The organism is Desulfosporosinus sp. FKB (assembly GCF_002196705.1).
Taxonomy (GTDB): domain Bacteria; phylum Bacillota; class Desulfitobacteriia; order Desulfitobacteriales; family Desulfitobacteriaceae; genus Desulfosporosinus.
Genome location: NZ_NADJ01000022.1, coordinates 12,858 through 28,147 on the forward strand (window position 1 = coordinate 12,858; position 15,290 = coordinate 28,147).

A 15,290-nucleotide genomic window follows, 5' to 3' on the forward strand; every position below is an offset into this window, starting at 1 on the left:
TAATTCACATACTTTCAGAATGAGTTCACTTGCCAGTGCCGGTTAACCCGGGCAATTGGGAGCAGATGCTTCATATTGTCCTTTACTCGTTCTGTAAACCCAAAAAGCATTGATGAGAAGTAATATACTTGTAGAAAAGAACACATAATGGAAACCCCAGAAGGCTGCCATCTGACCCCCTAATACAGGGCCCACGACGTTACCTAAATTTTGAGCTGCATTATTATACCCAAATATTCTACCTGAAATTGTTTCCGGAATGTTACTTTTCAGAAGCGAATTAATCGATGGCAAAAAGCCGGCAGTTGCCATACCCATTATGAAGCGTAAAATAATAAGCTGCCAGGCATTTCGGACATATGCTTGAGGAATTATAATTACAGCTGCCCCAAGGAGGCAGACAAATAGCACCGAATATGGCCCTACCCTGTCCGATAGTTTACCCAGGAGGGGAGCAATAAGTACATTAGCCAATCCCACAGCAGAAACGACTGCTCCAGAAATAATCGCTATATGATTAGCGTTATTCATTAAAAGCTTGACGTAAATGGTAACAATGGGTTCAATCGACATACTGGCTAATTGAAGCATAAACGAAGTTATAAACATTGCTATCAGGACTTTGGGTTTGTCAATAGTTCTCCAAAATTCTTGACCGGACAACCGAGCCGAAATGTTCGGTACAAAGTCTTCATGGATAAACAGTAAAGCGATCAGAAATGCCAAAAACAGAAATCCCCCAGTGACATAAAAAACATGGCGCAAACCGATAAGTTCAGATAATGTGCCACCAACAAGAGGACCAATCAAGGAGCCTCCAACTGACCCGGAAGTAAGAGTACCCAGAGCCCAACCGGCACGTTCTTTGGGAGTTTGCGAGGAAACAAGGGTTATCGCTGCCGGTACATAACCAGATATGGCACCCATTAAGAGACGGAGGCCAACAAGTTCATAAACATTATGAACGAATCCGATTAAAACCATAATCACAGCCATCCCCAGGCTTGCTCTTAACAACATCAGCTTGCGGCCATGTATATCGGCCAGTTTTCCCCAAAGCGGGGAAACAATAGCGGCGGAGAGAGCAGTTGCACCAAAAGCAACACCGGACCACTCTTCAACTCTGGCTATATTATGAACACCTAATTGTTGGATGTAAACGGGAAGAAAAGGAATTACAAGGTTCATACCAGCCATCGTGGCAAAAGAGCCGAACCAACAGATAATTAAGTTACGCTTCCACATCGTCATAAGTTGTTAGTTGTTCCTTTCAATGTTTAAGTTACTTATACCTAAACATTTTAGCGTCATTTATCTAAAGATACAAATGATATATCCCTCAATTTTGCCGGTAATCGGATTGGTATTACCTACAATTCAAATAGTCTTAATTTCTCCAGAAATTCCTCAACTGCTTTAGAACTTGCCGGTTCTTGGCTGTGCAGAATGCTTAGTTTGCGGGAAAACTGGAGTTTTTCTTTGGTCTTAATCGGTATTGTTTTAATTACCTTAGCAGCTATTTCTTTGTGAACAACAAGACGGGATACAATCGTAATCCCAAGGCCATTAATCACTGCTTCTTTAACTCCCTCATTGCTGCTAAAGACAAAAGAACGGTTCATCTTTACTCCCAAGGACTTCAAAAGATCATCGCTGAAAGAACGGGTTCCTGAACCAGATTCCCTTAGAATCCAAACCTGATCTTGAAGATCTTCAGCGGAAACTTTGCTGAGCTTACTTAAAGGATGCCCGTTAGGAACAATTAAAAGCATGTCATCATGCATAAAAGGTTCTTCTTCAATGCCGGGAAGGCTCACTTGGCCTTCGACAATCCCAATGTCCAGTTGGTTTTGGTGGAGCAATTGAGCAATTTCTTCTGTATTAGCAATTGTTACCGATACCTCAACATTAGGGTAATTTTCCGAAACTTCCGCTAAAAAACGGGGTAAGACATATTCACCGATTGTAAAACTGGCGCCGATTTTCAAAGCTCCTGTAACGACATGACGAAGATCATTAATTTCACTTTTTGCCTGATCATAATGACTGAGAATCTCTCTGGCATGCCGAAATAAGGCTTCTCCGGCCGGAGTAAGACTGAGACGCCTTGAAGAACGATGCAGAAGTTTGGCACCGAACTCATTTTCTAAGTTGCGGATATGGAGACTAACGCTTGGCTGGGATAAAAACAGCTCTTCAGCAGCCCGAGAAAAACTGTTTTGCTCAATAACTGTCACAAATACTTTAAGAGATTCCGTAATCAAGACCCATGACCTCCTTAAAATTGACCTGAAAATTGCTGCCCTGGTTTGAGATGGGTGTACATATTAAATAACCAAATGATTAACATTAGACATCTAGATTGTAAGTCTAAATTGCAGCCTTTATATTTAAGTGCAGAAACCTGAAATCAACGTCTTTAATAATGAACCTGTTCCGGAACAATAGGTTAAAAGCTTTCAGGAAATTTTGTATGGTATGGAAGGGTTGAAGAAATGTCTCATAACAGCGAAATTCCAGCGGTAACATTACAGAAATCGAATTCTATCAAATTATACGGCGGTGTTTTATTTACCTTTGTTATTGCAGGAATCGGTACAATAGCCTCGGATTTACCTGTCTTGGACCGGATAGGAGCTATGCTCACTTCAATTCTGATTGCAGTTTTGTATCGTAACCTTTTCGGTTATCCAGAAGATATCCGCAGTGGAATACAATTTTCCGCCCATAAAATCCTTCGCTTTGCAATTATTCTTTATGGCTTTAAGCTCAACATTGATGTTGTTTTAAACCAAGGGGGCCTGCTTTTAATTCATGATGCCTTAAGCATCATTGTTGCAATCAGTGTGACATTGCTTTTAGCTAAACTTTTTAAAGGAGAAAAAATGCTCTCCCTTCTTTTAGGCATCGGGACAGGTGTATGTGGTGCTGCTGCTATTGCTGCCGTTTCTCCGATCGTTAACGCCGATGATGAAGATACAGCCCTCGGAGCAGGTATCATCGCTTTAGTAGGCACTCTGTTCGCGATTGGCTACACCTTAATTCGCCCCCTACTTCCAATAACCGCAGTTCAATTTGGCATTTGGAGCGGAATTAGTTTACACGAGATAGGCCATGTTGCTGCGGCTGCGGCAACGGCAGGACCGACAGCCTTAACGATTGGCTTATTAGCTAAGCTGGGTCGGGTTTTCTTACTCATTCCTCTAAGTATTATTCTTTCCCTGTGGACACGTAAAAATGGTCAGGAGACTGCAAGGAAAGCGCCCTTTCCCTGGTTTTTACTTGGATTTCTCGTTACGAGTATCATCGGTACCTATTTTCCTATTCCTAAGTCTATTTTATCCGTAATTTCAAACGATATTGGTCCTTTCTTATTGGCTGCCGCCATGGTGGGCCTAGGTCTCAATGTTCATTTATCCAATTTACGCAGCCGGGCTTTGCGGCCGGTTTTGGCCATGCTTATTGCATCAATTGTCCTTTCAGCATTTTCATATTTTACACTTTGGTTTTAAGGCGGCTTCAAATCAATCTTTTTAAGCTTAACAAATTCTTAGAACCACAAAAATATAAATCTTATATGTAATGTATTAGAAATTACTATTCGCAATTCATCATTGTCTTGCCCTGACTTTACCATTAGAAAGGGGCGTAGAAACCTTTTTGGTCTACGCCCCTTTCTCATACCATCCCACTGTTTATGATTTGCCATTTACTCAATGTTGGAAGGCTCTTTTTAAGCAATCTCTTTATCAGTTTCAATTAATGAATTTTCCAGGGTCGTTAACAAAACATCGAATAGATTCCGGCCATCATTCACCCGAAAACTATTCAATAAATCGCAGTAATTACTGCATTCTCTTTTCCTCAGCAATTCTCCTTCACTTAAATCTTCAATATCTAAAATAATATCTGTTGTTTGGATGTACTTCAATCTCTCACGTATATCTTTAAGCTCACCTATCAATTTCAACACGTCAATCCAATCAAGCTTTCCATTATAGAAGTGTATTAGTAAATATGGAAATTCTGTTCCCCAACCTGTAGGCTCAAGATAGTAGCTAATAGTCGAGCAAAACGAATGAAACAAATCGCGATGGTTGGCCCGATAGGACAAAAAGTCAATTTTAAAACCAATTGCCATACTAATCACCTCATTAATTTTAATTAAGCTCAAAATCCCTAAAAACATTCCCTACTTTCCATAGTCATTACCTTCTTCTTCTCATAAGCACCGGAATCTACACTTAACATCTGAATTTGATTAAAAGGATTGGGTTGACTTTGGTTCCGAAAAGTAGTTACCAGAATTGGCATAGTCTGCTTACTTATTAAATAAGTTTATAATACTCGGATAAAAAACCTTTAAATAGTACCTTATGGCACGAAAATTAATGCAAAAAGCACAAATTGCTGAGCCTTGGAGAATAAGAAAGACGCTTTTCCGCGCCATACCAAAAACTAATTTTTAGATTAAGTGTTGCAGCAAATCAACGTGGTTAAAAAGAGCCCCCAATGCCCAATACCCTCTGCACATCACTAATTTTATTGAGATAGGAAGAGCGTTTATCCTTATCCTTTATTTTTCCTATCTTATTTTGAGCATCTAAAAAAACAGCATCCCTATTCTCTTGTGAACTTTGAGGTGTTAATGATTCCAGAACTGCTAGAGCAGCGTCGGCATCTTGTTCAGCTTTTGTCTCTTGATCCTCTGATTGGAGAATTTGATTCCCTTCAGGGGTTATTACTCGGTCGGTTATAGTTGAACTGTCTTTTGCAGACTGCGCCGCGTTCACGTCGGCCTGCCCACCTAAGCCCTTCTCTAAGTAAGTTTTAGAAAACATATCCTGAGTTCCTGTGTCAAAGTCCGTAGGATTACCCCGCCAATCAATAGTTTTAAAAACAATTCCCTGTGGTTGGAGAAAATCTGCTTTTGGGAGACCTTCATGTATCTTGGTCATAAAGTCCAACCAAATGTGTCCGGGATAGGTAGAACCGAACAAATTGTTAACTTCCTTGGGGATATCATACCCGCACCATACAACGGTTGTATAGTATGATGAATAGCCGCAAAACCATCCATCTTTACTGTTTTCCGTAGTACCAGTTTTCCCGGCAACTATTTGGCCATCAATTTGTAAATTGTGCCCAGTGCCATAGTTCGAACTGATAACTCCTTTGAGAATATCTGTCATCATATAGGCAGATTCCGGTGAATAGATCTTTTTCGCTTCTCGGCTGTTTTTATAGATCGTTTGCCCAAGATCGTCAATCTTTTTGACACAGCTGGGCTGAACATACCTTCCGCCGTTTGCTAAAGTATAGAAACCCCCGGCTTGCTCAACAGGTGATACTCCTTCAGTGAACCCACCAATACTCGCGATGGGGATATTATCTTCAGGATGAAGCCCCGCATATCTCATTGCCTCTAAATAGGCTAACCCTGTTTGAGGTTTTATTTTCGTCAATACCTGATAAGCAACGGTATTAAGAGACATTTCCGTCGCCAATCGAATACTTACAGGCCCGTAGTATCGGTTTTCTTCGTTTCGAGGACCATTAGGAATATATTGATCAGTTATCCGAGACAGAGGATGATAACCTAATTCGAAGGCAGGAGCATAATCCAGTAACGGTTTAATTGATGAACCTGGTTGCCGATAACTCAGAAAGGCCCGATTATAAACATCCTGATCGCCTCTTCCCCCGACAATAGCTACTACATAACCCGTTTTATTATCTATTGAAACCGCTGCCCCTTGCATACTGAATTTATTATTTGTAGGATTTATGTCCGTAAAATCTTTTAAGCCATTATCCAGGGATGATTGCAATAAGGATTGTTTGGCAACATCAAGCGAAGTGTAAATTGTGTACCCGCCGCTGCGGACTCGTTTATCATATCGGGAGTAAGTTTCTTTATATTCAGACTCATAATTATTTCTTTCATCATCTGTCTTAAATGTATAATTAAATTGGAAGCCATCTTGTTCCATCAACGCTCTCACGGTACAATCAATAGCGTAGCTTGTCATATAATTTTCAGGTGTTGCAACGGGTTTGTGAATTGCGAGGGTTAACTTAGTATCCTTTGCGTCATCGTACTGAGCATGCGATATTTTTCCTTGCTCCAACATAGCATTGAGGACTATATTTCTTCGTTGTGTCGCCTTTTCCTGATTTGTAATAGGGTTAAACAGAGAAGGATTATTAGACATTCCACAAAGAGTTGCCGCTTCTGCCAGAGTTAACTTAGAAGCAGGTTTTGAAAAAAAGTATCGGGCAGCACTTTCTATTCCATAGCATCCTTCACCATAGTAACAATTGTTAATATAAAACTCCATAATTTGGTCTTTCGTATATCGTTTTGTTAAGTCGAAAGCTATGAATATTTCAGTTAGCTTGCGTGAAACCGTTCTTTCTTGTGTAAGCAGAACATTCTTGGCAACTTGCTGTGTAATTGTCGAACCGCCAACAGTTGCTTTACCTCTGTTTAGCAAGTACAAAATTCCGGCCTTTATTGTTTCTTTAATATCTAAAGCTCCTTCTGTAAAGAAGTTCTTATCTTCAACCGCGATATACCCTTGAGGCACATAATCAGATACATCCGCTAGGTCTACATAGTTATAACCGCTTAAGCCTAACTTGGCAATTGGCTTATTGTCCTTATCCAATATCAAGGTGCTGCCAGCTCTCTTAAAGGTTAGCTGATCTATATTTCTCACTTTAATAATTGCTTGTTCCTTGGCTGAATCTATGGTAGGTTTATATACTAAATATAGGACTCCAAGAACACATGATAATATGACGGTCAAAGTTAACAGAGCAAAAAAGGAATACTTAATAATTCGACCAATCCGACTGCCTTTGGGGTTTTCAATTATAACCATGATTTATGACTTCCTTAATAGATGTATTTGTTGAAATTCTATTTCGTTAAGTATAAGGATTCCAGGGAAAGCAGACCGACAAGGACTAGAGATTTGAATCTCTGTTGAATATCAACACAATTTAATCTTTATGCGGTATCCTTCTTATGTATTACTATATACCAAATACCTGGAAATATTTGGCTTAATTTGTATGGCAAAACATTACTTTTATTTCGTTTTTTAAATAAATTTGTCAACTGAAAACAATAAAACAGCAGCCTCTAAGATATGCTCCCCTTGACAGGGAACAGTTCTCTAAGGCTGCTGTTTAATATTTATGTTCAAAGCAAGAACTATTTAATATTTATCGTCTGAAAAAAGCTATGGCCACCCTAAATGGACCATGTTTATTGATCCCGAATATATTGTGGGCTCCCCAATTTTACCGCATCGCATAATTGACCAATTCATTGAACAAAAAATCTATTCAACCCTTCCTTGTCGGTGTTTGACTTTCCAGAAGGATAGATAATGCGAAAAAGCTTTAGTTTGTTCCAAATATGCTTGTTACAATATCCTTTATTTCTTTATTTTCAGCTATATAATCTACTCTTTTTTGTTCTATTAGACGTGATACCTTAAGCTCATTACCATCAATTTCACAGTTTATGGAATGCCCATCTTTTAGGGCAAAGAAAACATTAACATCACCTATTGTATCAAGTTTATTTACCCGAATAATTTTACTATTATTGAACTCTTGGATAATTGGAGCCCAATCTTTTGCACGAATTTTCTTTTCATTATAATTTATGATTATTCGTATTTCTTTTATATCGGCCTCATTAATAGCAGTATGGTAATTTGGTATTTTGAAAAATCTATTATAAATTAAACTACCACCAATGAGGAGTATTAGAATTGTTATTAATATTGCTAATACTCTTTTAGTCATTATTTTCACCCCTTTTCAGTGGTATTAAATTAAGAGACGCAGAACTACTATTTATTGGACTCATCTACATATGTAGCTAAGTCTTTTTTAATTTGTTTATATTTATTAATTACATTATCGGCATCATATTGTTTAAGTTCTATATTCTTAATTTGATTGGAATTTTTCAGAAGTACCAAGTCGTAATTATTTATTTGATCAATCGGAATATACGTGTCACCATAATCAACTTTCATTATTTGAGTATCCTTATCTAAAATAAATTTTCCATAAAATATAGATGATGGAACAAAAGATTTCCTTCCATCTTCGCTCTTGTATTGATACCATGAAGGTTTTATTATATCTTTTAGAAAGAGAACGTATTCTTTATTCTTTTGCATAGGGATATATCCACTATTAGCATAAAGCATTTGCCCCCTAATAATTATTGGCTCAAAAATATTGATTATATCTCCTTGTTTTAAATGTTGTTCACCATCCCCTTTGAAAACTTTCAAAATTTGTACTGTATCTCTCAAGGCCATAGAAAATTTAGTTTTATCTTCCGAGGTAAGTTTTACAGAAATAATATATGGAGATATCTTCTTCAACTCATTAAAGTTTTCAATAGAATTATCAAAATCGCCATTAAGATCAAACAAGTAAGTAAATTTTAGATTATTATAGTTGGTATCATTAAACAACAGATCATTTGCAAAGGTGTTTTTAATATATAGACTAAATAATGAACTAATTAAGATTATAAATGTAATTATTATGATAAAAATTCTGTTACTAATCTTCAAGGTTCTTACCTCCAATATAACTTTTGTAAGATTTAATGTTCTATAAAAAGGCTTAATCTTCCCGAATCCATCTTATATTTAGTATCAGAGAGAAGCTCAATATCTTCCTTATTATGACTTGCGATAAGAACAAGTGCCCCTCTATTCTTTTCTTCCAATAAGATTGTTCTTACTAGGTTAATTCCTTGCTCATCTAATGCGTTCGTTGGTTCATCTAAAACAATCAGCTCGGGTTTTTCCATAATGGCCTGAGCTATTCCAAGCCTTTGTTTCATACCCAGCGAGTATTTTTTAAACGTTCTTTTATCTTCAGGATCTAAGCCCACCCTATTCATGGAAAGCTTAATATCTTTAACAGAAATTATTCTTTTAATAGAAGCTAATATCTTTAAATTTTCTAATCCAGTATAGTAATCCCAAAAGCCCGGGTTTTCGATAATAACACCTATACTATTTGGAAAAGACATATCTTTATGTAATATTTTTTTATCTATCATTATATATCCTTCAGTAGGTTTAATTAGCCCTGAAATTGCTCGAAATAGCATTGTTTTTCCTGAAGCATTTCTTCCAAAAAAACCATAAATTTTGCCTTTTTCAAGAGACAAATTAATATTTTGTAATATTGGTTGACCCTTAAACTCTTTGCATAAATTCACCACTTCAAGATAAGACATTTTTTATCTCTCCTTTGTCCAATTTACATAATATCCTTTTTCTTTATCCAGCTAGAACCTAATATAATAGGTATTGTAATAGTTACTAAGTAATAAATTAGTGACCACCATAATTTGAACCCTGGAATATAAATCTTAAGCAATTCATTTTGTCTGGGAATATAATCTAAATCATGTAAATAAAGCAAACTATGTATTGAGGGTAATATAAATAATAGTTTATTTCTAGATATTGAAGTAATTAAATAACTAAAAATGTTACAAGTAAAGACAAAAGTCAAGCTATAAATACTATTATAATTTAAAGATAAGACATTTACCCAAATAACAAGAAGCAAACAGTGAAAGAATACTAAACATTCTTGACTAACAATTAAAAGCAGCAAATTGTTGTTATCTAATATCGGCAAATTAAGTAGATGCCCGAATAATAATTCTATTAAGATCAAAAGGAAACAAAAAATTCCAGTGCAAAATATAATTATAAAAATTTTTTCCAAAAACCATTTCACACGATTATTTGTTCTGCTAAAAATATAAACTGCTTGTTTATTCAAACTTTGTTCTATAAGATTAAATAAAATAAACATAATGAAAAATTGAGGAAAAACATAAAACAAAATATCATTAATGTTATCTAATCCAATATTTATATTGAGATATCCATATGTATAAATCAAAAAAGCTTCTAATGATTTAGTGTTAAATTGCGATAAGGACTTTATACACAAAAATACGATAAACAAACTACCAAAAAAGATTTTCAAAATTTCCTTACCATTAAACATAAATATATTGGATTTATAAAATGAATTCATACATAAACTTCCTTCTATATTAAATCACTTTCATTTAAGAGCTTTTTAGCTGTAATATTCGAAAGAAACAATAAAGCAATAAACCAAATATAGTTAATTAAATTAGATTTGCTATTCAAAAACATATACATTTCAAATGATTGAGCGTTTTTTCCAATAAGAATCATATAATAAAAAATATAATGCATTAAAATAAAGATTGTTGAAGTAATTAAGAAACTATAAATTTGATTTTTGGTTATAATTTTTACCGAAGTAAAAATGTTAGCTATTATTACAAAACCATTTATTTGAAAATATATCGAAGTAAAAAAATAAATTAAAAAACTGTAATCTATCTTAGATTTAAGCCCAGCTAAAAAAACAAGTATAATTAATAAAACATTTAATATTCCAACATAAATTAATGTTAATGATAAAATTGAAATATAGTATACTTTCCACCACAATTTCAGATCTTTGTACCTGCTTACTATGGCAGTTTTTAAAAGAAGGTTTGTTATTAGATCAACTAATAAAATAAATAATGGAAATAATAGCAGAACAGAAAAAGACGGATTAAATACTTTATCATGTATGTATATTACGGGAGATTTTAAAACAACATTTAATCTATCATCATTTATATTTCGAAACATTCTCTTTAAAAAATAACCATTTACAGTAAACCAAATTATAAATAAAATGATAGTAACAATCATCCTTTTAGAACCAAAAACAATTTTAGTAAGATAAATGTACAATTTTTTCATTTATATCTCCTTAAGCTATATATTTTCAGATACTATATATAACTGTCGTAAAAGTAGAATTACACTTAATAAAAGAATGACGAAAATGCAAAGAAAAAAATAGGATGCACTAACAGTAGTAGTTGGTAGAGCCAAATTAGTTAGCTGATAGTGAAATCCATTAGGTAATAAAGAAATAAATGTATCTATAACAAGATAAGCTAACATTACAAAAGCTATAGGAATCAAACCATTTCTTCCAAAATTCAAAGATATTGCATATCCTAGCAAAGCATAAAGTGAGGCAAATAAGCTAATTATAGCAATCGCAACCAAGCTAAAGACCAATGGATTTTGAATTCTCAACCAATTTAATAATTCTTCCGGATTATATTCAATTATATATGGGGGAACGCCGTTTGTTTCATAACTTATTGATGGAAATGTAATGATTGAAAGAATAACATTAATCACCAACGGTACGTAGAAGGTTATAAAAGTAGAAACCACTACTGCGATTGCTTTTGAGATAATATAAACGTTTTTTTTAGATCTGGTCGTTATGTAAATATAAATACCTGATTTCACATCAATAATGTAGGAATCTGAATATATTATATTTGCAAATAAAGGAAGTACAAATAATATAGTCATAAGTATGGCCTGTCCATAAGGGTGTTGCAAAATTGACATTTCATAACCTGATCTCAGGCCACTTAAACTCATTCCTTTTACAATTAATCCCGTATTAATGAAAGAATAAATAACCAGCAGTAATAGCACAATAAACATAACTTTAAATTGTTTCCTATTCAAACAATTTCTTAACTCCATCTTAATAAGTGTTATCATTTTTATCCCCTTTTAAGTTTAATAAGTTATAATCCCGATACACACTCATCGTTATTTGAGGGTGTATCGGGGGCGGCCTCAGGAATGCTTAAATAAATGCAGCCATATTACTTATTCTAAGAAATCGACATATCCATCAACATATGCACCGCTTGAAGAGCTATAATAATTCATCATCCCTAAGCATACGTACTCACCTACATGGCTTTTATTATCCGAGAAGTAGAGCCACTTGTTAGTGCTATTAGCTACAAATGAAATTGTCGTCGTGGATAATGCCGTATGATCTGATTTTGCAGCCCATAAGTAACATTTATCTGTATTGGTTAACTTATCAGCCCGAGCGTAAATCGCGGCTGTTGACTGATTATGCTGATAACATGATGTATAATTAAAACCTTGATATTTGGGAAGAAGATATCCAGAAAATGCTCTACTACTTGCTAAAGCGGTTGAAGAAAACACTGGCAATAATAAAGAAACCGATAGCAAGGCCGTTAATAACTTTGTACTCTTTTTCATATTTGATTACCCTCTCAATTCTTAACTTCTATATAATTAAAAAAACCACTAGAATACTACCAAGTAATATGGAACAAGCTTTGGTTGACCATTAATATTGAGCTTCTCTTAAGAATATTTTTGGGGATAATAAAAATATATATTCTTTTTAATATGAGGATAAAACAATTTTCCCTCCTTAACTTAAATTCTCCCTTCACAAACATCCCCAGTAGGTATAATATAAGGATACTTACATTTTTGTGTAGGGGCATACGCCTTCAGGCTAAATGGTACTTTGCTGGTATAGTTGACCTGAAGGCGTCATTATTCAAGTGGCAGAAACCACCTAAATACATAAACCTAATACTTAAAATTAGTTTAATCGCCATTCCAAATTGTAGTTTCGCCATCTAAAATTAGATTATCGTAATTTTTCAACATTGTCCCCCGTAATTTTACTAGGTATCTATGTAATTTTGTCTACTGTATCTCAGAATTTATGATATATAAATATATAATTCGGGCCATTCTTCCAGAATTATATAAATTACGAGCTCAGCTAAAGACTTCAATACAAAGATGGAGAAACCTACGAATTACTAATTTGTAGAGCAAAGCTAAACTTTTATTTCATTTTTTAATAAATTTATCTACTGAAAATCTATAAAAAAGCAGCCTCCAAGATATGCTCCCCTTGACAGGGAACAGTTCTCTAAGGCTGCTGTTTTATGTTTAAGTTCAAAGCAAGAACTATTTAATATTCATCGTCTGGAAAAAGCTTATAATTGATATACTCGTACCTATTAAAAAGGAAGTCATAGCAATCCACGTCCATATCTTCTTTAACTTTCCAGACTCATTTACAGAAACAAAATAACTGTCAATAGCCAAACGATCGGAGAAAGTTTTATCCGTTTCCTCGATGCCCTCAATATCCTCCATAAAAATCACCCACCTTCGGACTATATCATCTCATATTTTTTCTCGGAAACAAAGGTATTTTTAAATAGACGGTCTCTCATCAATTGAAAGGTCGCCTTAGACAAAACCATCTCTTATTTTTATTAACGGACTCATCACTATTGGCAACGATATCATTTAGTAGTTCTTGAACGACTTTCATTGTTTCTGGTGTTCCATCAAAAATACGATAAAGTTCCTTGAATATGTTTTCGACCCAACTCTTATCAATATATTGGCTGGGTGATAGGTAATAACCTATTTCGTTCTCGCTATATTCCAGTTCTTCCAATACCCTTATTGTACTATCTATAATATAAACTTTTAGTTCATTGGCTATCGTTAACCCGCCAAGAAACACTTTAAAGTTATTGTCCGTAATGATATATTGACGAACACCTTCAAGCCATTCTGTTATTTCGTATTTTTCCTTCAATAACCCTCGTTCTAAGATAGATTGCTCTAGGCTTGAAAACTCAATAAATTCTTGTGCATCTTCCACTAATCCGGCCATAGCCATAAAGGTATTGTCAGATAAGTAGAAAATTTTCGGATAGTCCTCACTTTTGACCTTGTTAATCGTTCCGTCAGAATTCAGTTCACTTGTACGGCTATCGGCCATTACGCTAACAAAAGAATTCGCTATTACTAATGATACAAAGCTCATTTTATAACCATCCTAAATAGACCAAGTTTATTGATCCATAAATTCCAAATTAGACCTATTCGTTTAACTTCATTTATGGCAATGGAAATTACCCATAGGGTAAATTTGTCCTTAGAAATTAGTTGATGAGGATAAAGCTATGCTTAAGACTTTATTCTAATTTAACAGATCCTTTTTTATAATTGAAATGCTTCAACAAAGGAGTAGAGCCTCCTTTGGGTGTTTAACCACATTGGCCTTATATCTCAAATAAGTATATCCTAATTCTTCAACATTGTCTCCCATAATATTACTAGGTTTCTGTGATTCCGTCCTCTTATCTCTGCATAAACATTCATGGACCCTTTCGGTTCACAGAGTAGGATTAAAATGTATTTTCGTAGAAAAGTACCTAAAATAAAATATGGAGAACTCAATTTTCATAGGGGCTAATGACTGGAGTTTTTGTTTCTTGAAGCGTAAAGTTTTCAACTAGATTGTTCCATTGCACAGTCACATCAATATGATTGACATCACCACTGCCAATACGATTCCCTAATACTGACCCATTCTTGTCAAGGAATTTTTCAACTTTGATGACTCCACTTTTAGATCCAAATAAAGCTTTCACTTTACCAATTGCTTCAATATCAGTCTCTCTGTAGGTTAATTTAGCGATTTCATCATATTCATTTAATGCACCTTTTATTAAATATACCGCACTCCAATGTTCACTTTCACCTTTAAAATACTTGACATAAGAGGGTTTATTAGTAGTGGTGCAACCATTAATTAATAATAGAATAATTAGTATAAAAAATAATTTTATTTTAAATTGATTCTTCATAAAAATAATCCTTTCGGTCATTATTATTAAATCAACTAATTCTTTATAATAATTCTGTCTATCTAGCATTAAAATTTAAAATGAAAGGCACTTGGGGGAATCGTCTAGTTCACTGGTAATTTATAACTATTTATATGTTCGAACTTCTGAACCACAATTTTCTCAGGGCTTATACTCATAGAATAGAGATGATTATCAATACAATTATCGTCGTTATCAGAGAAATTTAATTATCTGCTGTTTATTCATGCAGCCACCTCAAATTTATCTAGTGATGAAGACCTTGGCATCAAGCTTAATCAAATTCAAATTATAATTTATTTATGTTTCATAATCCGTTCCCATGACGAAGAAACTTATTATAAGATTATCGTAATTCTTCAACACTGTCCCCCGTAATTTTACTAGGTTTCTAGGCAATTCTGTCTCCTTTATCTCTAAATTTATGATATATTTATATCCATTCCGAACTTTCTTCTGAAATTGTAGGGATTTCAAGCTCAGTTAAATAATACTTAATTTAAGTTTCGCACCCTGATAGGAGTTATTTCCCGGCGGAAACTTGGTCACCAGTTTGAGTTCTTGCATCTTAACTCAGACAATTCCATTGGAATTTTACTGTTTAACAAGCTTTATCAAGCAT

The 15,290-nt window shown here is 34.4% G+C and carries 14 protein-coding genes; 1 reads left to right on the top strand and 13 read right to left on the bottom strand.

Features of this window, described 5'->3' with window-relative positions; genetic code table 11:
- Positions 1-42 precede the first annotated feature (42 nt).
- Together B5Y67_RS06795 and B5Y67_RS06800 are read right to left on the bottom strand one after the other, a co-directional pair.
- Positions 43-1,251, bottom strand: a complete 1,209-nt coding sequence (locus tag B5Y67_RS06795; RefSeq protein ID WP_088225743.1) for a multidrug efflux MFS transporter — start codon at positions 1,249-1,251, stop codon at positions 43-45.
- 119 nt (positions 1,252-1,370) lie between these two features.
- Positions 1,371-2,264: a LysR family transcriptional regulator gene (locus tag B5Y67_RS06800; RefSeq protein WP_088225744.1), complete on the bottom strand. Its 894-nt coding sequence runs from the start codon at positions 2,262-2,264 to the stop codon at positions 1,371-1,373.
- Positions 2,265-2,495: 231 nt separating this feature from the next.
- On the opposite strand from B5Y67_RS06800, the gene B5Y67_RS06805 reads away from it, so the two are divergent.
- Entirely contained in the window at positions 2,496-3,512 is a 1,017-nt protein-coding gene (locus B5Y67_RS06805) for a putative sulfate exporter family transporter (RefSeq protein WP_088225745.1), read from the top strand.
- A 221-nt stretch (positions 3,513-3,733) separates the two neighbouring features.
- On the opposite strand, the gene B5Y67_RS06810 is transcribed toward B5Y67_RS06805, so the two are convergent.
- The 11 genes from B5Y67_RS06810 to B5Y67_RS06865 all read right to left on the bottom strand — a co-directional run bounded on the left by B5Y67_RS06810 (position 3,734) and on the right by B5Y67_RS06865 (position 14,647).
- Positions 3,734-4,141 (bottom strand): Imm70 family immunity protein, encoded by a 408-nt coding sequence (locus B5Y67_RS06810; RefSeq protein ID WP_170932618.1) that lies wholly within the window; start codon positions 4,139-4,141, stop codon positions 3,734-3,736.
- 355 nt (positions 4,142-4,496) lie between these two features.
- Complete coding sequence (locus B5Y67_RS06815; protein WP_088225747.1) at positions 4,497-6,887, bottom strand: transglycosylase domain-containing protein; 2,391 nt, start codon at positions 6,885-6,887, stop codon at positions 4,497-4,499.
- Between the two features lie 526 nt (positions 6,888-7,413).
- Complete coding sequence (locus tag B5Y67_RS06820; protein WP_088225748.1) at positions 7,414-7,824, bottom strand: hypothetical protein; 411 nt, start codon at positions 7,822-7,824, stop codon at positions 7,414-7,416.
- 47 nt (positions 7,825-7,871) lie between these two features.
- On the bottom strand, positions 7,872-8,612 hold the full coding sequence (locus B5Y67_RS06825) for a hypothetical protein (protein ID WP_088225749.1): 741 nt from the start codon (positions 8,610-8,612) through the stop codon (positions 7,872-7,874).
- A 32-nt stretch (positions 8,613-8,644) separates the two neighbouring features.
- Entirely contained in the window at positions 8,645-9,289 is a 645-nt protein-coding gene (locus tag B5Y67_RS06830; RefSeq protein ID WP_088225750.1) for an ATP-binding cassette domain-containing protein, read from the bottom strand.
- Between the two features lie 832 nt (positions 9,290-10,121).
- Positions 10,122-10,859, bottom strand: a complete 738-nt coding sequence (locus tag B5Y67_RS06840) for a hypothetical protein (protein ID WP_088225752.1) — start codon at positions 10,857-10,859, stop codon at positions 10,122-10,124.
- A gap of 15 nt (positions 10,860-10,874) precedes the next feature.
- The gene (locus B5Y67_RS06845; protein ID WP_088225753.1) at positions 10,875-11,690 is read right to left on the bottom strand and encodes a hypothetical protein; all 816 of its coding nucleotides are present in this window, start codon (positions 11,688-11,690) and stop codon (positions 10,875-10,877) included.
- 111 nt (positions 11,691-11,801) lie between these two features.
- Entirely contained in the window at positions 11,802-12,212 is a 411-nt protein-coding gene (locus tag B5Y67_RS06850) for a hypothetical protein (RefSeq protein WP_088225754.1), read from the bottom strand.
- A gap of 732 nt (positions 12,213-12,944) precedes the next feature.
- Positions 12,945-13,136: a hypothetical protein gene (locus B5Y67_RS06855; RefSeq protein ID WP_088225755.1), complete on the bottom strand. Its 192-nt coding sequence runs from the start codon at positions 13,134-13,136 to the stop codon at positions 12,945-12,947.
- 79 nt (positions 13,137-13,215) lie between these two features.
- Positions 13,216-13,821, bottom strand: a complete 606-nt coding sequence (locus B5Y67_RS06860; protein WP_088225756.1) for a hypothetical protein — start codon at positions 13,819-13,821, stop codon at positions 13,216-13,218.
- A 412-nt stretch (positions 13,822-14,233) separates the two neighbouring features.
- On the bottom strand, positions 14,234-14,647 hold the full coding sequence (locus B5Y67_RS06865; protein WP_088225757.1) for a hypothetical protein: 414 nt from the start codon (positions 14,645-14,647) through the stop codon (positions 14,234-14,236).
- Between the last annotated feature and the right edge of the window lie 643 nt (positions 14,648-15,290).